Origin of the sequence: Amycolatopsis japonica (genome assembly GCF_000732925.1) — a bacterium.
Taxonomy (GTDB): Bacteria; Actinomycetota; Actinomycetes; order Mycobacteriales; family Pseudonocardiaceae; genus Amycolatopsis; species Amycolatopsis japonica.
This window is the reverse complement of sequence record NZ_CP008953.1, coordinates 3,453,455-3,474,072: the sequence shown is the minus strand read 5'-3', so window position 1 is coordinate 3,474,072 and position 20,618 is coordinate 3,453,455. Positions and strand designations below refer to the sequence as shown.

General features: G+C 68.4%; 18 protein-coding genes. 7 read left to right on the top strand and 11 right to left on the bottom strand.

Features of this window, described 5'->3' with window-relative positions; translation table 11 throughout:
- Positions 1 to 129 precede the first annotated feature (129 nt).
- From AJAP_RS44090 to AJAP_RS16260, 3 genes are all read right to left on the bottom strand, one after another.
- Positions 130 to 642 (bottom strand): MmyB family transcriptional regulator, encoded by a 513-nt coding sequence (locus AJAP_RS44090; RefSeq protein ID WP_158509799.1) that lies wholly within the window; start codon positions 640 to 642, stop codon positions 130 to 132.
- Positions 642 to 1,595, bottom strand: coding sequence for a Dyp-type peroxidase (locus tag AJAP_RS16265; protein ID WP_038512438.1), 954 nt, complete (start codon positions 1,593 to 1,595; stop codon positions 642 to 644). Before AJAP_RS16265 ends, AJAP_RS44090 begins: the two co-directional genes overlap by 1 nt.
- Positions 1,596 to 1,839: 244 nt before the next feature.
- Positions 1,840 to 3,069: a PucR family transcriptional regulator gene (locus AJAP_RS16260; RefSeq protein ID WP_051972480.1), complete on the bottom strand. Its 1,230-nt coding sequence runs from the start codon at positions 3,067 to 3,069 to the stop codon at positions 1,840 to 1,842.
- A 443-nt stretch (positions 3,070 to 3,512) separates the two neighbouring features.
- Between AJAP_RS16260 and AJAP_RS16255 the strand changes: the two genes are divergently transcribed.
- Positions 3,513 to 5,780: an FdhF/YdeP family oxidoreductase gene (locus tag AJAP_RS16255; RefSeq protein ID WP_038512435.1), complete on the top strand. Its 2,268-nt coding sequence runs from the start codon at positions 3,513 to 3,515 to the stop codon at positions 5,778 to 5,780.
- On the opposite strand, the gene AJAP_RS16250 is transcribed toward AJAP_RS16255, so the two are convergent.
- A complete protein-coding gene (locus tag AJAP_RS16250; protein WP_051972479.1) occupies positions 5,758 to 6,822 on the bottom strand; it encodes an FUSC family protein in 1,065 nt (354 codons plus the stop codon). The two genes, AJAP_RS16255 and AJAP_RS16250, sit on opposite strands and share 23 nt — an antisense overlap.
- Before the next feature lie 225 nt (positions 6,823 to 7,047).
- Positions 7,048 to 7,695, bottom strand: coding sequence for an RNA polymerase sigma factor (locus AJAP_RS16245; protein ID WP_051972478.1), 648 nt, complete (start codon positions 7,693 to 7,695; stop codon positions 7,048 to 7,050).
- 151 nt (positions 7,696 to 7,846) lie between these two features.
- Here AJAP_RS16245 and AJAP_RS16240 point away from each other — a divergent pair, with 151 nt between their 5' ends.
- The gene (locus tag AJAP_RS16240; protein ID WP_456061788.1) at positions 7,847 to 8,536 is read left to right on the top strand and encodes a TetR/AcrR family transcriptional regulator; all 690 of its coding nucleotides are present in this window, start codon (positions 7,847 to 7,849) and stop codon (positions 8,534 to 8,536) included.
- A gap of 49 nt (positions 8,537 to 8,585) precedes the next feature.
- Here AJAP_RS16240 and AJAP_RS16235 read toward each other — a convergent pair whose 3' ends face one another.
- Positions 8,586 to 9,962 (bottom strand): sensor histidine kinase, encoded by a 1,377-nt coding sequence (locus AJAP_RS16235; protein ID WP_038512432.1) that lies wholly within the window; start codon positions 9,960 to 9,962, stop codon positions 8,586 to 8,588.
- Positions 9,959 to 10,630 (bottom strand): response regulator transcription factor, encoded by a 672-nt coding sequence (locus tag AJAP_RS16230; protein WP_038512429.1) that lies wholly within the window; start codon positions 10,628 to 10,630, stop codon positions 9,959 to 9,961. Before AJAP_RS16230 ends, AJAP_RS16235 begins: the two co-directional genes overlap by 4 nt.
- A gap of 101 nt (positions 10,631 to 10,731) precedes the next feature.
- On the opposite strand from AJAP_RS16230, the gene AJAP_RS16225 reads away from it, so the two are divergent.
- Positions 10,732 to 11,460: an ABC transporter ATP-binding protein gene (locus AJAP_RS16225; protein WP_038512426.1), complete on the top strand. Its 729-nt coding sequence runs from the start codon at positions 10,732 to 10,734 to the stop codon at positions 11,458 to 11,460.
- Positions 11,460 to 13,919: an ABC transporter permease gene (locus AJAP_RS16220; RefSeq protein ID WP_038523189.1), complete on the top strand. Its 2,460-nt coding sequence runs from the start codon at positions 11,460 to 11,462 to the stop codon at positions 13,917 to 13,919. Before AJAP_RS16225 ends, AJAP_RS16220 begins: the two co-directional genes overlap by 1 nt.
- Before the next feature lie 29 nt (positions 13,920 to 13,948).
- On the opposite strand, the gene AJAP_RS16215 is transcribed toward AJAP_RS16220, so the two are convergent.
- Complete coding sequence (locus tag AJAP_RS16215) at positions 13,949 to 14,650, bottom strand: SMI1/KNR4 family protein (protein WP_202965568.1); 702 nt, start codon at positions 14,648 to 14,650, stop codon at positions 13,949 to 13,951.
- 51 nt (positions 14,651 to 14,701) lie between these two features.
- Here AJAP_RS16215 and AJAP_RS16210 point away from each other — a divergent pair, with 51 nt between their 5' ends.
- Entirely contained in the window at positions 14,702 to 15,415 is a 714-nt protein-coding gene (locus AJAP_RS16210; RefSeq protein WP_038512423.1) for a hypothetical protein, read from the top strand.
- 2 nt (positions 15,416 to 15,417) lie between these two features.
- On the top strand, positions 15,418 to 15,801 hold the full coding sequence (locus tag AJAP_RS16205; RefSeq protein ID WP_143202348.1) for a GntR family transcriptional regulator: 384 nt from the start codon (positions 15,418 to 15,420) through the stop codon (positions 15,799 to 15,801).
- Positions 15,802 to 15,850: 49 nt separating this feature from the next.
- Here AJAP_RS16205 and AJAP_RS16200 read toward each other — a convergent pair whose 3' ends face one another.
- Positions 15,851 to 16,447 carry a TetR/AcrR family transcriptional regulator gene (locus AJAP_RS16200; RefSeq protein WP_202965567.1) on the bottom strand — a complete coding sequence of 199 codons (597 nt, stop codon included), beginning with the start codon at positions 16,445 to 16,447 and terminating at the stop codon, positions 15,851 to 15,853.
- Between the two features lie 63 nt (positions 16,448 to 16,510).
- Between AJAP_RS16200 and AJAP_RS16195 the strand changes: the two genes are divergently transcribed.
- Positions 16,511 to 17,536 (top strand): NAD(P)-dependent alcohol dehydrogenase, encoded by a 1,026-nt coding sequence (locus AJAP_RS16195; protein ID WP_038512418.1) that lies wholly within the window; start codon positions 16,511 to 16,513, stop codon positions 17,534 to 17,536.
- Positions 17,537 to 17,733: 197 nt separating this feature from the next.
- On the opposite strand, the gene AJAP_RS16190 is transcribed toward AJAP_RS16195, so the two are convergent.
- Entirely contained in the window at positions 17,734 to 18,159 is a 426-nt protein-coding gene (locus tag AJAP_RS16190; protein ID WP_038512414.1) for a VOC family protein, read from the bottom strand.
- Positions 18,160 to 18,662: 503 nt separating this feature from the next.
- Positions 18,663 to 19,916 carry a hypothetical protein gene (locus tag AJAP_RS16185; RefSeq protein WP_148311517.1) on the bottom strand — a complete coding sequence of 418 codons (1,254 nt, stop codon included), beginning with the start codon at positions 19,914 to 19,916 and terminating at the stop codon, positions 18,663 to 18,665.
- Between the last annotated feature and the right edge of the window lie 702 nt (positions 19,917 to 20,618).

Here is a 20,618-nt window from a genome sequence, read left to right as displayed (position 1 = left end):
GCCGCACCGGAAACGTCATCATCGACACATAGCCGGTGGTGGCTGACCCCGTCCGCCGGGCATCGTCATCCCCGACAGAATGATGATCAGATGCCCTTGGTGGTGAACAGGCCCGCGAGCGAGATCGGGCTATCCAGGAACCGGGACGACCCCGACGCGGTAATCGACCGGGAGGGTTCTGCGCCTGGTACGGGCCAAGGTCCGGAAGCGAGGGCTGGCCAGTGACAGCTCACCGGCTAGGTCGATGAAGCCCTGATCATCTGTATCGGTGCCCACGGACTGCCGGAAACCGGCGACCGGCCGCTCGGTCGCGCCCTCCCAGTCCGGATAGAGATCCTTCTCCTCAGGGTCGAGGAAGACGTCCCTGAGCCGGTTGCCGCCAACTACCAGGCGCGTCGACAGCGCGATAGCCGGTGGGTCGACGGCGAGGACGTCGAAGTATCGGCCTTCCACGAACGCGGGTAAGGGAAGCGTGGTCACCAGCATCGCGACGCCAGCAGGGACCGACTCTCGGCGTCTCGCCCGGGTAAGGGCCGAGGCGATCGACGGATCGCGACAGCGTGCCGTGTTCGACCTGCCGGGTCGTAGTGTTGTAGTACCACCCCGGATCCGGGGTGGGATCCGTGTCCGGTCGGTGTTCATCAGTCATGTCTCGCGCCTCCGTTGTTCGCTGGGCAAGGCGGCGGGTTCGCCAGGAAATCGAGTGCGGGGACGAAGAAGAGGCCGCCGGTCACCGCGGTGGACACTTCGAGGATGCGATCCGAACGGGCCGGCGGGTCGCCGAGGAACATACGGCTCAGCATCTCTTCGATCACTCCGGGATCGGCGGTGTAACCGGCGAAGTACGTGCCGTACTCGCCGTGGGCGATCGACCCGAAGGGCATGTTGTCGCGGAGGATCTTTCGTTCCGTGCCGTCGCCGTCTTCGATCGTGGTCAGTGCGACGTGCGAGTCGGCCGGTTTCACCTCGTCGGGAAGCTCGATGTCGTCGAGCATCCGGCGGCCGACCGCCAGTTCCCGTTCCTCGACCGGCATCGCGCTCCACCGGTCCAGGTCGTGCACGTACTTCTGCACCACCAGGTACGAGCCGCCGGAGAACCTGGGATCGTCGCGGACGAGTATCGCGGCGTCCGCGGCGTCGCCGGTGGGGTTCTCCGTACCGTCGACGAACCCGAGGAGGTCCCGCCGGTCGAAGTAGCGGAATCCGGCCACTTCGTCGGCGACGGAGACGGCGTCACCGAGGCAGCCGACCACTCGGCGGGCGAGTTCGAAACAGGGGTAGAGACGTTTCGCGCGCAGGTGCAGGAACAGGTCGCCCGGAGTGGCCGGTGCGCGGTGCCGCGGTCCGATCACCTCGCGGAATGGGTGCAGCCGCTCCGGTCGTGGACCGGTGAACAGCCGGTCCCACGCTTCCGAGCCGATGCCCACGACGCACGTCAGCGCCTCGTCGGGAAGCGGAAAGCCGACCGACCGGATCATCCCGGCGAGCTCCGGCAACAGCTCACGAGTGGTCGTCTCCCCTCCCGGCCGGATGGTCAGGGTGAGGAACAAGGCGCTTTCGGTCAACGGGGCGAGCACGTTTTGCTGCTCTGGCACCGATTTCTCCGATCATGTGATGGATACGGCGAGGAGAGCTCAGACCAGCCGCGGATCGTCCGGGATCAGTTCACAGGTGGGATCGACCTGCCGCCGCTCGGCGGATCGGACGACTTTCCCAGTGCCGCAACCGATCCACTTCACGGTGATGCCTTGCGGTTCGTCCTGTCCGGGACCGGCACCGTCCCGCGCGGAACCGGCGGGAGCGACACGATAGGTCCGGAGATCTTCCTCAGTGTCAGTTTTATTCGCTACCGGACCGCTCGGGCGCCGACGACGCCCCACGAGTCCGTCGCGTGGGATTGAGGCTCAAGGCCTGTGCCGCGGTCACCAATTCGGCGATCGCGCGCGGATCGGTCATCGACCGGCCGGTGAGTTCGCGGATCCGGCGCAGCCGGTACCGGACGGTATTGGCGTGGCAATGCAGGCTCTGCGCGGCACGTTCGGTGGATCCGCCGTGGGACAGATAAGCGTGCAGGGTCTCCAGGAGGAGGTCTCGTTCCTCGGCGGGCTGATCGAGGATCGCGCCGAGGACCTCCTCCGCCAGCCGCCCTCCCTCGTCCGGGTCGTAGGCGAGGAACGCGGCCAGCGGGCTGGGGTTGAACGCGCGGACGTCCGGCTTGCCCGGCGGGATCCCGGCGAGCGCCGTCCGCGCCAGGTGGAGAGCGCGCGGCGTGTCGACGAGCGACCGGTAGAGCGGGCTCACTCCCGCCCTGGTCACCGTCACTTCCCGCAGGGCGGCCAGCATGGTTTCGCGCTGTTCGTCGCGCAGGGACACCACCCCGGCCTGCAAGGTGGGGGTGAGCTGCCAGGCCGAGACGATCCCGAGGCTGGTCAGGCGCTTTTCGATCCCGACCAGGCTTTCCTCGGCCAGACCGCGCGTCTCGGCCGCCACCACCGCCAGCTTCCCGTCGAGGGACAGGCCGAGCAGCTTCCCCGCTTCCCACGGCCCGGCATCGAAGACGCGCTGGCCGGTGAACAAGGCCTCGGCCAGTGCGGAGCGGCGCCGCTGCTGGGCGACCAGCAGTTCCGCGCTCGCCGCCCGGTACGCCTCGGTGAGGAGCATCGCGTGTTCGTCGGTGACCTGCCAGAGCAGGCTCGCGACGTCGACGAGCGCGTCCATCGCGCCCGGCCTGGCGTGAAGCCGGGCATGGTTCACCAGGAGCTCCCAGAGCATCGAGCAACCGATCCGATAGACCTGCAGCACCTCCGGCAGCGGAGCGCCCTGGTGTGCGCGCCTGCTGCCCGTCTCGTGGGGGGCGGCCAGATCGTCGTGGGTCTCGGTTCCGGCGAGCGCGTTCACCATGAAGCGCATGTTGACCGCGATGGAGCGATGCAGGTCTTCGCGCGGCACCATCTTCTCGTCCCGGTACAGCGCGATGCGGTCGCAGGTGGCCGCGTACACGTCGTCGATCAGCCGGGGCAGCCTGGGCTCGACCCAGGCCACGAGTTCGGCGAGGGCGGCGTCCTTCACCCGGCCACCACCTTCGACGATGGTCGGCCGGGGTGGTGAAGGTCGTCCACGCCGCACATTTCAAGGATGCTACGTGGCGCCCCGTCCGCGGCGCACCCTCCCGGGCCGCGATCACGAATTGGTCGTACCGAGATCAAGGCCTACCGCTTTCGCCATAACGCACTCCCCTGAATCGACGATTCGCCGATCGGTCTACTGAAGGGACGAGGACAGCGTCAAGGCGAACGGCCCGTGTCTCGATTCTTTCCTGGGCGTATGTGGCGTCCCACAAAGAACTTTGTCGCGGGCCACACCGAACGGTCCCGAATCCCGTCACATCCACCGCCGATGAGGGAATCCCACACGATTGTGTGTTTTCATCGACACCGGAGACCCTGCCCTTCCGCCGGGGCGCGGTCCGTGGTCGGATGATCCGGAAACGGTGCGGAACAGGAGTGTGGACGATGAGCGATCAGGAACAGCCGCCGGAGTTCAAGCCCTACCACCATCCGGCGGCCGGCTGGGGAGCGGCGAAGAGCGTCACCGGGTTCCTGATCCGCGAAGGCGAGCTCATGGCGGGCCCGCGCGCGATTCTGAAGATGAATCACGAGAACGGCGGTTTCGACTGCCCCGGCTGCGCGTGGCCCGACGACACCAAGGGCCTGCATCTGGACATCTGCGAAAACGGTATCAAACACGTCACCTGGGAAATGACCAGGAAAAGGGTAGGCCGGGAATTCTTCGCCGCCCATACGGTGAGCGAATTGTCGGGATGGACCGATACCGAACTGGAGAGCCAGGGGCGGCTGACCGAGCCGATGCGATACGACGCGGCCACCGACCGATACGTCCCGATTTCCTGGCCCGAGGCCTTCGCTCTCGTGGGCGATACGCTGCGAGGCCTCGACAGTCCTGATCAGGCGGCGTATTACACCTCGGGAAGGCTCGGGAACGAAGCGACCTTCCTGTACCAGCTCATGGCCCGCGAACTCGGGACGAACAACCTCCCGGACTGCTCCAACATGTGTCACGAGGCGAGCGGCCGCGCCCTCCAGGCCGCGCTGGGCACCGGGAAGGGCACCGTCGACCTCAAGGACTGGGAACACGCCGACGCCCTGTTCATCCTCGGCGTCAACGCCGCCTCCAACGCGCCCAGGATGCTCACCGCACTCGCGGAGGCCTATCGCCGGGGCGCGCAGATCGTCCACGTCAACCCGCTGATCGAGGCCGCCGCGACGCGGACCATCATCCCCCACGATTTCGCCAGGATGGCGACATTCCGTGCCACGCGCACGGGAACGCTGAACCTGCAACCGCGCATCGGCGGCGACATGGCGCTGATCCGCGGGATGGCGAAGGCCGCACTGGAGCAGGCCGCCACGGATCCGGGTGCCCTCGACCTGACCTTCATCGAACGCCACACCACCGGTTTCGAGGAGTACCGCGCCCTCTGCGAGGCGACCTCGTGGGAGGAGATCGAGCGCCAGTCGGGCGTCTCCGTCGCCGACATCCGCGCCGCGGCCCGGATCTACCGCGACGCCGACCGCAGCATCGCCAGCTGGTGCCTGGGCGTCACCCAGCACGAGCACGGCGTCGACACCGTCCGCGAGATCGTCAACCTGTTGCTGCTGCGGGGAAACCTGGGTCGCGAGGGTGCCGGGCCGTCACCGGTCCGAGGGCACAGCAACGTCCAGGGGAACCGGACCTGCGGTATCGATCACCGCCCGGACGCCGCCTTCCTCGACCGGCTCGGCGAGGTCTGCGGCATCGCCCCGCCCCGGCACCACGGCCTCGACACGGTCGGCACCATCGAAGCGATGCACCGCGGCGACGTGACCGTTTTCGTCGGTATGGGCGGCAATTTCGTCCTGGCCGCGCCGGACACGCCGTACACGTCGGCCGCACTGCGCAAATGCGCGCTGACGGTGCAGGTCAGCACGAAACTCAACCGGAGCCATCTGGTCCACGGCGAGCAGGCGCTGATCCTGCCGTGTCTCGGCCGCACCGAAAAGGACGAACAGCGCGCCGGCGTGCAGGCCACCTCGGTCGAGGACGCGATGAGCATGGTCCACCTGTCCACCGGCATGAAACGGCCCGCGTCCACGCACCTGCTCTCGGAACCGGCGATCATCGCCGGGATGGCCCGCGCGGCACTGCCGGACAGCGCGACGCCGTGGGAAGCCTACGTCGAGGACTACGACCGGATCCGCGACACGATGTCGCAGGTCCTCGACGGCTTCGAGGACTTCAACCGGCGGGTCCGGCAGCCGCTGGGGTTCCGCATCCGCCAGCCCGCCAGGGAACTGGTGTTCCACACCGCTTCCGGACGCGCGGAGTTCTCCACCGCCGCCCTGCCGGACGTCATACCCGCACCCGGCACGCTCGCGCTGGGCACCATGCGCTCCCACGACCAGTGGAACACCACGATCTACTCGGACGACGACCGCTATCGCGGGGTCAAGAACCTGCGCACGCTGATCTTCATGAACGCCGAGGACATGCGCGACCGCGGCCTCGCGGAGTTCGACGAGGCCGACATCACCAGCATCGCCAAGGACGGCACCACACGGAGTCTCCAGCGCTACAAGGTGATCCCGTACGACATCCCCCGCGGCTGCGCGGCGGGCTACATGCCGGAAATGAACGTCCTGTGCGCCATCGGCGACTACAGCACCCAGAGCGATCAGCCGATCATGAAGCATCTCAAGGTCACGGTCGAACGGTCGGCCTAGCGCACGGGCCGCGGACGAAGACCGCCGCCGCGATTCCGGCGACGACCCCGATCAGGGTGTCGAGCACCCGGTCGGTGAGAAGCGTCAGCGGTTCGGCCGGAGCGGCCAGTTCCGTCATCACCATGATCAGTGGTGTGAAGAAGCCGAGCGCCAGTCCGTAATGACGGGACATGAACAGTTCCGTCGGGAACAGGAGCACGATCACCGACAAGGCCAGCAGCGTCCCACCGAGATCGGGAAGGAGCAGCAGCGCGGTGACGCCGAGTCCGGCGAACGTGCCCAGGACCCGGTGAACGCTGCGGTGGACGACACTGCGGACGCCGGGATGGAGCCGGTTGCGCGTATCGACGGCGGCCAACGGCACCGCCGCGGAGGCCATCGCCCAGTTCGCGTGCTCGACGCCCAGCAGCAGGCCGCAGAAGCCCGCCGCCGAAATCGCCAGCACGTAGCGAGCGGCGTGGACCAGAGCACACGACCTTCGGCGCCCTCGTGCGCAGGCTTCCTGCCCGCACATCACTCCCGGCGGTGGAACCGCCTGCCTGCCAACAGTTCTCTTCGGGCCGGTGAGTCCGATGAGGACACAGAACACGGCCGTCCCGGCGCAGATCGGCAACCCCGCCGGGTCGGCGGGAACGAGGGCGATGGCACCCAGCGCGAAGATCCCGAAGAACGGTCCTCGGGGGACGAGGTCGAGCCGGTTCGCCACCAGCGCACCCGCGAACGCGAAACCCGACTCGGTGACCACCAGGACCCACGGCCGGGCGTGACAGGCGGAGAGGAGCGTCCCGAAGGCGACGCCGGTCAGCAGGATCGCTCCCCCTTGCACCTGATGCCGAAGACGGAGCCCCCGGCACTCGGCCCGCCCATACATCCCGGTGAACGAACCGAAGGCGGCGAAGATGATCAGCTCCGGCCGCCCGGCGAAGAGCAATGCCAATCCCGGGACGAGCAGGCCGACCGCCACTCGGCAAGCGTGAAGCCAGTCGCCATCGGCGAAACCGAGCCCGGACGGCAGGCGTGCCGATGGCCGGGCAGTGCGCAAGGACGAGCTCCTTTCGGATCCGAAATCCAGTCTGCCGGACGACCTATCCGGAAGTCTCGCCGAAATGCTGTGGAGTGCCACGAAATTCTTTGTCTCTGTCCACTGTGGTGTCCGGCCCGGCTGACGACCGTTCCCCGGTTTCGCCGTCGTCGGAGACCGGCCAGCGGAGCCCTGCCTCGGCAACGAGCCTGTCGAAGATGGGAGTGGCCGTGTCCTGCGCCGCGCTCATTCGTCGTCCACCCGAGCCGCGGGGATCGGGCGGCGGACGCCCGGGCCGGAGCACCTTCCGACCACCTCGCGCACCATCGGCACAGTGGGCGTCTGAGCCTGGAGATATGCCTCTCGCAGACCTACTCGGGCGCGGTGGGCCAGCGCGGCGACGCCGTTCGGCGACACGCCCAGGACCGGTGCCAGCTCGGCCGGGGTGTGCCCTTCGGCAACGGTGCTCCACAGCACGGCGCGCCACCGCACGGGCAACGTGCGAAAAGCGGACCGGAGCAGCTGATCGGTCGACGCTCGCAGGGCCGGCCCGTCGGCTCCTTCGGTCTCCTCCGTCGCCGGGACCACCGCGTGGGGCTGGACCCGCAGGCGGTGACGGTTCCACCGGGCGGCGAGGTTGCGCATCGTGACGACCAGATACGGCCGCAACTCGTCGCGCGGTCCACCGCCGCCGCGGACCGCGGCCAGAACACGCGCGAACGCCTCGGCCACGAGATCGTCCTGCTCAGCGGGCTGACCGACCCAGCACGCGGCGATCCGCCGCAGCGGGCCGGAATGCCGCCGGAACAGCAGATCACCCGCACCGAGATCCCCACCCCGGAGCCTGGCGAGCAGCAGCGCGTCCGGCGGGGCATCGTCCACGGCATCCCACATCACATTCTCCAGATTCCTGTCGGTCAGCAACGGATTTGCGGCACATACGGGACTTTTCCGAGAGCTTCACACGAACCCTCCGCCACGGATTGGCACACAAAGTAACAGATACAACGACGTATCCCTTATCCATGACGGTATGCTCAGCGAAGTGATCACCCCTTCAGCGACCACCCGCTCCGGCGACGGCCGGGCCGCCCGCTGGACAGGGCAGCGCGAGCGCCGCCGCCGAGAGTTCGTCGAGGCGGCCCTGCGAGCGATCGCCGAACACGGACCACGAGTGTCGACGGCACGCATCGCCGACGAGGCCGGTGTCGCACGCCCTCAGCTGTACAAGCACTTCGACGACGCGACCGACCTGCAACGAGCCATCACCGTTCAAGCCACACGGCTCGTCGCGACCGCGCTGCGACCACTGTGGGAACTCCGGGGAAGCGCGATGGAGCTGATCACCGTCGCGGTCGACGCGCACACCGGCTGGCTCTCCGAGAACGGCAACCTCTACCGCTACCTGAGCCTGCACTCTCACGGAGACCGGGACGCGGTCACCGACGTCAGGACCGTCATCGCCCGGCAACTCACCCGGCTGTTCGAGCACTACATGACACTGCTCGGAATGGACACCCGGGACGCCGAACCCGCCGCTTTCGGCGTCGTCGGACTCGTCGACTCTTGCACCGCGCAATGGCTCGAGAACCCCCGCGACGTACCGAGAACCGAACTCGCCGCCCTGCTCACCCGCTGGACATGGCGCTTGCTCGACGACACCCTCCGCGCGGGCGGTGTCGAACTCGACCCCCACATCACGCTGCCGCCCGCCCCACCCCAGCCCACGATCTGATCGGTCGGACCGCTCGGCCGTCGTGCGAATTTGACGCTAGGCCGAAGGGTCAGGCTGCGGGGAGCCGGGCGACCAGCCGTGCACCGCATTCGGCGCCCTCGGCCCGTAATGACCCGCCGTGGCGGACGGCGATGTCCCGGGCGAGGGTGAGACCGAGTCCGGTACCGCCCGCGTCGCGGGTGCGGGAGTCGTCGAGCCGGGTGAAGCGGTCGAAGACGCGTTCGCGGTCGGCGTCGGGGATGCCGGGGCCGTCGTCGATCACTTCGAGGACCGCCTCTCCTGCCTCGTGCCGAAGCCGCACTGTGACGGACGAACGCGCGTGACGCACGGCGTTGTCGAGCAGGTTACGCAGCAGACGTTCGAGCTGGACGGGTTCGCCGCGCACCGGCGCCGGACCCTCCACATCGGACACGACCGTGGGCCCGCCGTCGTCGAGTTCGCGTTCGGCGACCTGCTCCCCCACGACGTCGGCGAGGTCGACGACGCCTTCCGGAGGGTCGGCAGGGTCGACCGCCAGCTGGAGGAGGTCCGCGGTGATGCGTTGCAGCCGCTGGACGTCGAGCAGGGAGCGGCGGGCGACGGCGGGCCAGTCGGCGCGATCGGTGTGGGTGAGCGCGACCTCGAGCCCGGTGCGGAGGTTCGCGAGCGGACTGCGCAGCTCGTGGCTGGCGTCGGCGACGAACCGTTCCTGCTGTTCATAGGCTTGCTGCAACCGGTCGAGGGTCTCGTTCGTGGTGGTGGCCAGCCGGGCGACCTCGTCACGGGACGGAGGCACCGGCACCCGGCGGTCGAGTCCGCTCCCGCTGACCTCGGCCAGTTCCCGGCGGATCGCCTCCACCGGCCGCAGCGCCCTCCCCGCCGCGAGCCACGCGGCCAGCGCGGTGATCAGCACCGCGAGCGGGACGAAGAAGATCAGAGTGTCGTCGAAGGTTCCCAGCGTCCGTAGGGTTTCCCACGGCGACACGAACAGATAGAACGTGAACCGTTGCCCCGCCCTGTCGATCACTTTGCCCACCACGGTGTATTCGCGGTATTCCCGCCACTGTGGATGGTCGCCGGGTTTCAGCGTGGCCTTCGTGGTGACCGTCCAACCCGCGGGCGCGCCGGCGGGAGCGGGTGGCAATGGTATCCACGCGGGATCCCATCGGCGCAGGTTCTCACTGCTGATCACCGATCGCCCGGTTTCGTCGACCACCTCGAAGAGGGCATCGCCGGCCGGTTCGACCGGAGCCATCGGCTGCCCGGCCCGGTAGGCGTCGGCCATCCGGTCCAGGTGGGCCCGCGTCGCCTCCACCGCGCTGTCCGACAATTGCCTGCTCAGCAGCTCCCGAGTGCCCAGCCAGCCGAGGGTGAACACGACCGCGCAGAGCAACGCCGCCGAGAGCGCGGTGCTCCGGCGCACCGACGAAGGCCACCATCCGCTCATCGGTCCTCCAGCCGGTAGCCGGCGCCGCGCACGGTCGCGATGGTGCGCCGCCCGAACGGCGCGTCCAGTTTGCGCCGCAGCGCGCTCACATAGACCTCGACGATGTTGGGGTCACCCCGGTACGCCAGATCCCAGACCTGGTCGAGGATCTCCCGTTTCGTCACCAGCTGCCCGCCATGCCGCAGCAGGCATTCCAGTACCGCGAACTCCTTGGTGGTCAACGACACCGGTGTTCCCGCGCGGCGGCATGTCCGCTTCGCCGGGTCGAGCACGAGGTCACCGAATTCCAGCACACCCGCCGATCCGGTCGCACCCCGGCGGATGAGGGCCCGCAGCCGGGCGGTGAGCACGACGTAGGAGAACGGTTTGCTCAGGTAATCGTCGGCGCCGGTGTCGAGCGCCTCGGCTTCGTCGTACTCGCCGTTCTTCGCCGTCAGCATGAGGATCGGCGTGCTCACCCCGCGCTCGCGCAGTGCCGCGCAGACACGGTAGCCGTTGAGCTTCGGCAGCATGATGTCCAGCACGATCACCTGATACGGGTACAGCTGCGCGAGTTCGAGCCCTTCGAGACCGTCGCGCGCGAGGTCGACCGCATAGCCGTCGGCCTCGAGTCCCCATTGGAGAGTCTCGGCCAACCGCGTTTCGTCTTCCACCACGAGCACCCGCATGTTCTGATCCTCCCAGATCGCCGGCGGGCTTCCTGAAGCGTTCTTCAGGTTGTTTCAGGAACCGTTCAGGCACCTTCGGACAAGCTCACGGCATGAACACAATGGACGGTTCCGCAGCGATCGCGACGGATGTGGTGAAGGTCTACGGCCGAGGCGACACGGCGGTACGGGCGCTGGACCGTGTGACACTGGAATTCCCGCGCGGCCGGTTCACCGCCATCATGGGTCCGTCGGGGTCCGGCAAGTCGACCCTCATGCACTGCCTCGCCGGCCTGGACACTGTGGACACAGGTCGAATCCTCATTGGACAGACTGAACTCACCGGGCTTTCCGACGCCCGGCTGACCAGGCTGCGCCGAGACCGGGTCGGGTTCGTGTTCCAGTCGTTCAACCTCCTGCCGACCATGACCGCCGAGGACAACATCCTGCTCGGGCTCCGGCTCGCGGGACGCCGCCCGGACCCGGCCTGGTTCGACACCGTCATCGACACACTGGGGCTCCGGCAGCGGCTGCGGCACAAACCCGGTGAGCTGTCCGGCGGTCAGCAGCAGCGGGTGGCCTGCGCCCGCGCGCTCATCGGCAGGCCGGACGTCGTCTTCGCCGACGAACCGACCGGCAGCCTCGACTCGCGCTCCGGCGCCGAAGTGCTCGACTTCCTGCGCACATCGGTCCGCGAGCTCGGCCAGACCGTGGTGATGGTGACCCACGACCCGGTCGCGGCCTCCTACACCGACCACGGGGTACTGCTGGCCGACGGCCGGATCGCCGCGCAGATCCCGCGTCCGAGCGCCGACGCGGTCCTCGGCGCCCTCACCGGTCTGGGGGCGTGATGCTGCGAACCATCTTCGCCGGACTCAAGGCCAGGCCGCTGCGGCTGCTGCTGTCGGCCACGGCCATCACACTCGGCGTCGCCTTCGTCGCCGGATCATTCGTGCTCACCGACGCGGTCGGCGCCGGACTGCGCGACGCCGTCGCCTTCGAGACACGCGGAGTGGACGTGTCAATCACCTCTCGACGAGGCGCCGGCCTCGACGACACGACCGTGGCGAAGATCCGGCAAGTGCCGGGCGTCGCCGCCGCAGAGGGCCGGACCACCGTCAGCGCGCCGATGCTCGGTCCCGACGGGCGCGCCCGGGACGCCGCCGCGACCGCGTCGGGCACGGACGAGGAGCTGCGGCCCTACGACCTCGTCGAGGGCCGCTTCCCCAGCAACGCCGGGGAAATCGCGATCGCACGGACCAGTCTCGCGGACGTCGCACTCGGTGGGGCGGTGACAGTACTGGACGAAACTGGGGAACGTCACGCGCTGACGCTGGTCGGCGTGTTCGACCGCCCGGTCGACGCGGGCCTGGGTGGGGCGAACCTGGTGGTGTCGCAGGAGATGCTGCGTCGCTTGGATCCGGCGGCGACGGTCGGCGAGATCGTGGTGCGGGCCGCACCGGGCGTGAGCCCGGCGAAGCTCGCCGCCGACCTGAAACAGGCCGTGGGCGGCAACGGGATCTCCGTGGTCACCGGCCAGGAGGCCGCCGCTCGGCTGCTCTACGAAACCGCGCCGAACGCCCCCGGAGTGGTGAAGTTCTTCACCGCCTTCGCCGTTCTCGCGATGGTCGTGGCCGCGATGGTGATCTCCAACTCCTTCACCATCCTCGTGGCCCAGCGATCGCGGGAACTGGCACTGCTGCGCTGTGTCGGGGCCGGTAAACGGCAGGTCTTCGCCAGTGTGCTCGCCGAAGCCGCTGTCGTCGGCACGGCGGCCTCCGTAGCCGGCCTGTTCGGCGGGCTGGGTGTCGCCGCCGCGCTGCAGGCCGTCGCGGGCCAGGAGAACGTGTATCTGCCGCTGACCGCGCGGACGGTGATCGCCGCGCCGGCGGTCGGGATCCTGGTGACAGCACTCGCGGCGGCCCTCCCCGCCTGGTCAGCGACCCGGGTCACGCCGGTGGAGGCACTCCGCACGCCGGGAGACGGACCCACCGCCCGCGCCGGACGGCTACGCGTGGTCGCGAGCACCGTCTTGCTCGTCGGCGGCGTCGGTGCCGGGGCGCTCGCCCTCCAGTCCGACGTGGACGACGCGGCACCGCTCGTCGTGGCGGCGATGGTCGCCGTGCTCGGCGCGACACTGGCCGCCGGGCCACTGATCGCGGGACCCGTTGTCCGGGCACTGGCCAGGCTGACACCAGGGCGACCCGCGAAACTCGCCGCGCTCAACGCCGACCGCAACCCCAAGCGGACCGCGGCCAGCGCCGCCGCCCTCACCATCGGGCTCGCCGTTGTCACCCTCGCGACCACCGTGGCGGCAGGCGTCGAAGCAGGCCGGAGCCGCGGCCTCGACGAACAACTGACCGCCGACTTCATGGTCACCTCCGCGGTCATCACCCGGCCGCTGCCCGGCACACTCGCCGACACCCTCGCGAAAGTGCCCGGCGTGGACGCCACCATGACCCGGCGGTCGTTCTCCGGTGACCTGGGCAAGTACGGCTCGTACGAGCTGAGCGCCATCCGCGGCGACCTGATCCGGCCCAAGGTGCTCTCCGGCCGCTTCGACCGGCTCGGCCCGGGCCAGATCGCCATCCACAAGGACATCGCACAGAGCACGGGTCTCGTGGTAGGCGACACCCTCCAGACCGAACGGGCGTCGCTCCGCGTCGTCGCGATCTACGACGGCGTCACCATGGCTGGAATCGACCTCGGATTCGCCGTGGTCGACCTCGCCCAACAGCCGACGATCGCCCCCAACGAGAAGAGTTACGACGAGAGCGTGCTGGTCAAGCTCGCCTCCGGCGCCGACCACACCAGGGTCGAAGCCTCCCTGAAACAGGAACTGTCGAGCGCGCCGCTCGCGATGCTGAAGAGCGTCACCGAGATCAAGGACGACGCGTCCGCGTCGATACGCGAAAGCCTCGACCTCATGTGGGCACTGACCGCGTTGGCCGTGCTGATCGCGTTCGCCGGGATCGCGAACACGCTCTCGCTGTCCGTGCTGGAGCGGACACGGGAGTCGGCACTCCTGCGCGCCCTCGGCCTCACCAAGACCGGACTCGGCGCCACAGTGACCGCCGAGTCGGTCTTCGTCGCCCTGTTCGGCGCCGCGTGCGGACTGCTCGTCGGCCTCGGCTCCGCATGGCTGATCACCGAAGTCGTGGCGAGCGGCGGCGACGCCATCGCCTTCGCGCCACCTTGGGAACGGCTCGGGGTCCTGCTGGGCGCGGCGATCTTGGCCGCCCCGCCGGCCGCGCTGCTGCCGGCAAGGCGGGCCGGCCGCGGCTCACTGACCGCGGCGCTGCAGGAGTGAAACGCCTGTGGGGGATTCCTGATGTCTGTTCAGGCGAACATGTCGGCGTAAGGATCGGGTTCGCCGGTCATGGGGTCCAGGCCCGCTTGGAATCGCCGTCGTTGCTCTTGGTGGTGGACGAAGGAGCCGACTCGTCCCCACAGCGACAGATCGCTGAGAGGGCATTCGTCGAAATCGGCGGTCATGAGCCCGCGGATGAATCCGGCCATGCCGCACTCGAACAGCGCCCAAGGCGGTGATTCGTGACGGCGCCAGACCACCACCGGCCAGAGGTCAGGGTCCGGGTCGGTCATCAGCCACCCCAGCTCGTCGCCGTTGCATCCGGTTCCCCAGGGCAGTACCCGGTCCGCGCCCGACGGAACACCAGGGACGCCTCCGTCGATGTCCCACAGATCGCGCAACTGCGTGCTGTGCTCGGAGATCGACCCCGACCAGCCGTTCCCTGTGGGCAGAGGCGGAAGGATGACCAGGTTATCGACGGCTCCCCCGCCGTAGGCAGCCATGAAGGCCTGGTAGTCGCCGGGCAATGAAGAACCCAGGTGCGCCTCGACCGCTACCCAGTCGACGCGCTCGTCGGCGCCGTGATCGTTGGGCATGATGCGCAGCAGCGTGTCGATGTCCGTGCTGCCTGTCATTCTTCCTCCCTGGTTCCGCAGGAGCCGCATCGTATCCGGCCGCACCGACAAGACATCGGTCGTGAACGGCGGCGCGAGCGGCACGCCTTGTTCCATGTCCTTGACACAAGTTGTACCGTGCATGTGACACAAGAGGGAGGTTGTCCGATGGCGTGGGACAACGTGCTGGGCGTCGCGATCGTGATGGGGATTTTCGGGCTGGGGATTCTCGTCGTCCTGTGGCCCGGAGAGAAGCACGGTCGGCGGTTGCTGACCCGATGGGGGATCGATCGTCCGTCCGATGAGGACGTCACGGAGGCGGTGCGTTACCTGAAACGCCGCCGCATCGCGTATCCGTGCCTGTTCGTGCTGTTGCCCGTGCTGGGGGATGCGGCCGGGCTGGCCGAGGACACTCCCTGGACGATTGTGTGGACGCTGTTGCTCGGCGGGCTCTTCGGCGAGCTGTTCGCGTTTCGGCCGCCGAAAACCGCGCAGCGGCGCGCGATGCTGGCGCACCGCAAGGTCCGCGACGTCATCCCCGCGTGGGCGCTCGTGCTGCTCGGGCTCACGACAGGTGCCGGACTGACGTACTACGCCGCCCATGGACGGTGGCAGGCCGTCGCCGTCGTCGCCGGATGCGGGCTCGTCGCCGCCGGAATCGTCGCACTCGCGGTCCGGCGGCCCGCCGCCGGCGATCCTGTCGTCGATCTCGTGCTACGCGCCCGCAGCGCCCGCGTGGCGACAGGACTCGCGATCGCGGTTCCCGGAGCACTGTTCGACGCCGAGATGAGCGCGGCCGCCGTCGGCGTGTTCGTGCTCGGCCTCATCGCCCTGCGCGTGGTGGCGGGGCCGCATCGCAGCGTCGCCGCGGCTGCGAGCTGACGATGACGGCCCTGCGCGTCACCATCGACACCACCAGCGGACTCGCGCCGTGGCGGCAGATCTACGACCAGATCGAGCGCATGATCGCGGGCGGGACTCTGGCCGCGGGCACCCGGCTGCCGCCGATCCGCCAGCTCGCACGGGACCTCGGACTGGCGTCCGGCACGGTCGCGCGGGTCTACCGCGAACTGGAGACCATGGACCTCGTGACGACGGCGCGCGCGAAGGGAACCGTCGTCACCGAGCCGGCCAAGCGCACACGGCCCGAGGCGCTGCTGACAGCAGGGGCGACCCGCTTCGCCGCGTTCGCCCACGATCTCGGCGTCGGCGAGGACGCCGCGGTCGACGCCGTCCGTGCGGCCTACGCTCGCGTCGCCGACAGCTAGCCCGCGCGGCCCGGAGCGTCACCGACTCCACCGCGTTGCGGTCGACCGATCAGCGGCGTGCTCCCAGGACGCGTTGGATGATGTCGTCGAGGAAGCCGGACGTCACCGGTACACCTTCATAAGTCGCGCGGACGAGGACGGCGCCGACCAGCAGCGACAGACTCGGCGCGACGTCATCCGGGGCAAGGTGTTCCGCGAGGATGCCACGAATCCCCCTCGTCGCGTTCTCGTAAAGCCGGTCGCGGAGATCACGGGCGTCGTCGCTCTCGCCGGCACGGGTGATGACTCCGGCCATCAGCTGGTCGTACCGGCCGTCCGCCAGCGTCTCCGCCAGCCTCGTCAAGGCGGCGTGGAGATCCGTGCGGAGGTCGCCGCCGGCGGGCGGGTGGGTCGTGTCCTCGCAGATCTGCTCGATCGCGTCGCGGGCCAGGTCGAAAGGTGTCGGCCAGTGCGCGTAGATGGTGGCCTTCGAGTATCCCGAGCGCTTGGCGACCTCGGCGTGCGTCATCGCCGCCCATCCGTCTTCCAGCAGCGCCGTCGCGCTTTCCCTGACCACATCACGCCGCGTTCGCGTGACGCGCGGATCCGCCCCATCACCCGAGAACTTGACCATCCAGCCATCGTACCCGCTACCGATCACACTCATCACTACTAGACTATGAGTACAGTAATGACCTGTTAGGCCAACGGCTGCCGGAAGGACCCGTTCGTGACCAGTGCCCCAGCACCCCGGACGCAGCAGGCGATCGTGCAGACCCGCTATGGAGGCGCACGTGACGTTCTCGCTCTGATCAAGGACCTACCGGTCGTCCCTCCCTCCGCGCACGAGGTACAGGTGCAGGTGCGGGCGTCGTCGATCAACCCGATCGACTGGCACATGCTCGAGGGCAACCGGCGCCTGATCACCCGGCGCCGCTTCCCGTTCACCCCGATGTTCGACCTCGCGGGCGTCGTCACGGCCGTCGGCAGCGAAGTCACGACGTTCTCCGTGGACGACCGGGTGTACGCCGACAACGAGATCCACGGCGGCGGCGGGACGGAATACGTCAACGTGCCCGAAGACCTCCTCGCCCACGCCCCCGCCGGACTGGGTTTCGCCGAAACCGCGGCGATTCCCTTGGCCGCACAGACGGCCCTGACCTGTCTCGACCGAGGCGATATCTCCCCAGGCACACGGATCGCGATCATCGGCGCATCCGGCGGAGTAGGACACTTCGCCGTCCAGATGGCACGCGCCGCCGGGGCGTTCGTCGTCGGCGTGTCGAGCGCGCGCAACCGCGACTTCGTCCTGAAGCTGGGCGCTGACGAAGTGGTCGACCGGAACGAGACCGACCTGACGGCGCAGTACGGAGCGAACTCCTTCGACGTGGTCATCGACACCGTCGGTGGCCGAAACCAGTGGCTTCAGGCCCGCCACGTACTACGGCAGGGCGGCCGGTTCGTGACGATCTCCCGCGACGAAGACGGAGTCGTCACCCCGGCCGCCATCGTCCGCCTGCTCACCACGATCACCGTCCGCCGCATCCAAGGCGCCGGGAAGCGGGGGATCAAGTACATCCCCGTGTTCCTCAAAGCCTCCCGCTCGCTGCTGCGGCGCGTGACCGCACTCGTCGACAACGGTCACGTCACACCCCATGTGGCGCGCACCTTTCCGTTGACGCTCGCGGGTCTGCGACAAGGCATCGAGGAAAGCCGCGCGGGACGTACTGCCGGAAAGCTGGTACTCGAACGATGACCCCGTATCCTTCCCCGGGCTCGGCTCGCCGCTACAACTCCGCCGCGGCACCACGCTGTCGACCGCACCGACGTCCCACAACACGCGGACGTCATCCTCGACACGGCGAACTTGCACCGTTCCGCACCTGGACCCAGTCCGTGCAGCACGGCTCGCTGTGGATGCAGAATACTGCCCAGCCGAAAGGCAATTCCGGGCTACAGGGCGAACTCCCCCGGCGCGAGGCTGCGTGTCAGGCAGAACTCGTTTCCCTCCGGGTCGGCCAGAACCACCCAGGACCGACCGTCTCCCTGTCCCACATCCGTCTTGGACGCGCCGAGCGCGAGCAACCGCTCCAGTTCGGTTTGCTGGTCGCAGTCGATCGGACAGATTTCGAAGTGCACCCGGTTCTTGGCGACGGTCTTGGTCTCGGGAACACGGACGAAGACCATATTCGGCACGGCGGGCCCGCCACGCAACGCGGCCAATCGCTGTTCGTCCGGCGACTCCGGATCGGGTCCGATCTCGACCACGGCGCCGTTCTTGTCCTCATAAACGACGTAGCCCAGGACGCCACACCAGAAATCCGCCAGCCGCCGCGGATCCACGCTGTCCATGGTCGCCCATTCGAACCGGCTCGTCATGCACAATTCCTTTCCGCGCGGCGGCCTGCATCGGATGCCTACCGTAGCGACTGCTGGACCCGGTCCAGGCCAAGCCCGGTGCAATGACCAAGCGATCCCGAGTGGGCTGCTGGCAGCGTAGCGCCCGTGGATCAGCGCGGCGGGAATCCCGTGACGTCGCTCGATGTCGTGCAGCAGTTGCCCTTCGTCGAGGGAGCAGCAGTTGGACCAGTAACGGGTGACGAAGTGAGCGAACGTCAGCTGGAATTCCGGGCCGACGATCGACGGAACGGTGCCCTTTGTGCGGCCGCGGTCCGGATCTCCGGATCTGGGTCGTGGAGCCACCGGCTGCAGGCGGCCGACAGGTCGCCGTCGCGTTCAGAAGCCCTGCTCCTCCTCTGAGGGGCGGGGCTTCAGTCGTTCAATGGCGATGAAATGAGGATGGCCCTCGGAACCGTCTCCAAGTGCCCGTCACGGAACGTGGCGTGCAGGTGCGGGACCACGGACGCTTCAGACGGCGAGGATCACGGGGATCCCGCTCCCCCGGCCCGCGCCTCGGCGGCCGTGTACTCGACCCTGATCACGACCGACCGCTCGTTGGGCACGGTGAACTCGCTGTCGGGCACGACTTCCATCCGGCCCGCGACGTTGTGCAGGCGCCTGGTGACGTCGTCGATGCGGCCGGCAATCACCCGCTCGTTCCGCTCCGGGCTGCCGGTCCGGCTCGCCCGGCCAGTGATCCGCACCGGTTTCCGCCCGGAAACGATCAATTCACGCACCGGCGCCGGAAGGGACGCCCACCACTCGTTCACCCCCAGAATGCCGTCGTTTCCGGACCTGAACCTGCCCTCGGCGGAATAGAAGATGGTCTTCATCTTCGTGATCTTCGGCGGGATCCGCACCCGGAGGTTGACCGCGAAGCTGCACGTGACCGAGGTGGTACCGCTCACCGTCATTCCGACCGCGTGCGAATTGGCCTCGCTCACCGCATAGCTGCCGCCCGTGGTCACCGATCCCCCCACTCCGCCCGGGGTGGCGGCCCCGGTCCCCGTTCCGGTGAGCGTGGTGGTCGTCGTCCTCGTTCCGGTGTCCGTCGTGGTGGTGGACTGGAGCGCCCGGAAGACGACGCTGACCGTCAGGGTGCCGGAATTCTCGCCGTCTCGTGACGTGATGGTCGGAACCCCTTCGAGGTACCCGGCGGCACCGATCGTGCCGCCGGGAGTGGTGTTGGCGAAGGCCACTCGGCCTTCCGGTGTCACCGTGAAGGGCGCCGAAACCCAGTAGTCGATGGGACCACCACCGGCGTGGATGTGCCGTTCGTTCGTGCCGTAGAGCCGGCCGGGTTCCTGGACGATGCCGTGGTGGTGCCAATACCAGGGCAGCCGGAGCAGCACGGTTCCCGTCGCTCCGGGATCGACTTCGACCGTCTCCGTGGCGTTGCTGAGGAACCAGGCCGGATGACTGACCGAGCGGTTCCCGTCGGCGACGTCGACGGACGCGTTGGCGTTGACCATCACGCTGCTGTCGTTCGTCCCGCCCCAGCCGGCGAAGGTACCTCGCTTGTTGACGTCGCGCTGGACGGGGAGCCCGGGCTTCTTAGCCCCGAGATAGGCGGTGACGGCTTTGTTCCCGGCGAGGCGTTGCAGGTTCGCCACGTTCGCCACGCCCGGAAGCACACCGGGCGGGAGCTTGTCTTCCGTGGCCCGGGAACGAGCACTCCGGTCGCGGGCCGGACCGGACGAGCCGAGTCGTTGCCTGTCGACTTCGCGCTCATTCATGAATGCGACACCTCGCCAACGTGAATTGCCGGAGATCGAACTTCACGCACGTTCCCGCAGAACAGCACGATACCGTCACACTGTTCGGGGTTCGCCGATCTGCCGGGGCGTCACAATGGGCACCATCGGCTTCCCTGTCGGGCAGACGCCACCCGGACGGGTCACTTTAAGGGGACACTTGACTGCCGAAGAGCAGCCGGAAAAATCATGCCGCTCCGCGTTCGAGTGCGCTACCTGCTCAACGTCCAACCGGGCCTGACCTCGATGACTGCGGACGGGGAATCCGTGGCGTTCGCCAGCCCAGCCGCGGCGATACCGCCGGCCTGGACACGGGCGGTCGATCGATATCGGCTCCACCGCGGGGATATACCGTGATCTTCGGCGACACCATCACGATCCTGCGGCCCGCGATCGGCCGGGACCGGTACGGCTCGAGGAAGCCACTGGATCCGCCGACGACGACTGTCGTCGCTCCCCGGCAGCCGGGCCGACTCACCAGGACAAGCCACGGTGCCGCTGGATCCGCGGCTCCGGCCTGACATGCCGCCCTGTTCGGCGGCCTTACATTTTTCCAAGCCAGGGGCTCTGTACGTCACTAAAGTCGAGCACACATTCCCGACGTCCAGCCGCAGGGTTCAGCGCCGGGAAACCGCTTCCGGAAACCTGGGCGGCGACCTCTCGAAGGGAAGGAACCGTGTTCGG

Coding starts and splice junctions, on each gene's coding strand:
- AJAP_RS44090 (WP_158509799.1), bottom strand. CDS start 642: ATGAACACCGACCGGACACGGATCCCACCCCGGATCCGGGGTGGTACT.
- AJAP_RS16255 (WP_038512435.1), top strand. CDS start 3,513: ATGAGCGATCAGGAACAGCCGCCGGAGTTCAAGCCCTACCACCATCCG.
- AJAP_RS16245 (WP_051972478.1), bottom strand. CDS start 7,695: ATGTGGGATGCCGTGGACGATGCCCCGCCGGACGCGCTGCTGCTCGCC.
- AJAP_RS16235 (WP_038512432.1), bottom strand. CDS start 9,962: ATGAGCGGATGGTGGCCTTCGTCGGTGCGCCGGAGCACCGCGCTCTCG.
- AJAP_RS16230 (WP_038512429.1), bottom strand. CDS start 10,630: ATGCGGGTGCTCGTGGTGGAAGACGAAACGCGGTTGGCCGAGACTCTC.
- AJAP_RS16225 (WP_038512426.1), top strand. CDS start 10,732: ATGGACGGTTCCGCAGCGATCGCGACGGATGTGGTGAAGGTCTACGGC.
- AJAP_RS16220 (WP_038523189.1), top strand. CDS start 11,460: ATGCTGCGAACCATCTTCGCCGGACTCAAGGCCAGGCCGCTGCGGCTG.
- AJAP_RS16215 (WP_202965568.1), bottom strand. CDS start 14,650: ATGGAACAAGGCGTGCCGCTCGCGCCGCCGTTCACGACCGATGTCTTG.
- AJAP_RS16210 (WP_038512423.1), top strand. CDS start 14,702: ATGGCGTGGGACAACGTGCTGGGCGTCGCGATCGTGATGGGGATTTTC.
- AJAP_RS16205 (WP_143202348.1), top strand. CDS start 15,418: ATGACGGCCCTGCGCGTCACCATCGACACCACCAGCGGACTCGCGCCG.
- AJAP_RS16200 (WP_202965567.1), bottom strand. CDS start 16,447: ATGAGTGTGATCGGTAGCGGGTACGATGGCTGGATGGTCAAGTTCTCG.
- AJAP_RS16190 (WP_038512414.1), bottom strand. CDS start 18,159: ATGACGAGCCGGTTCGAATGGGCGACCATGGACAGCGTGGATCCGCGG.
- AJAP_RS16185 (WP_148311517.1), bottom strand. CDS start 19,916: ATGAATGAGCGCGAAGTCGACAGGCAACGACTCGGCTCGTCCGGTCCG.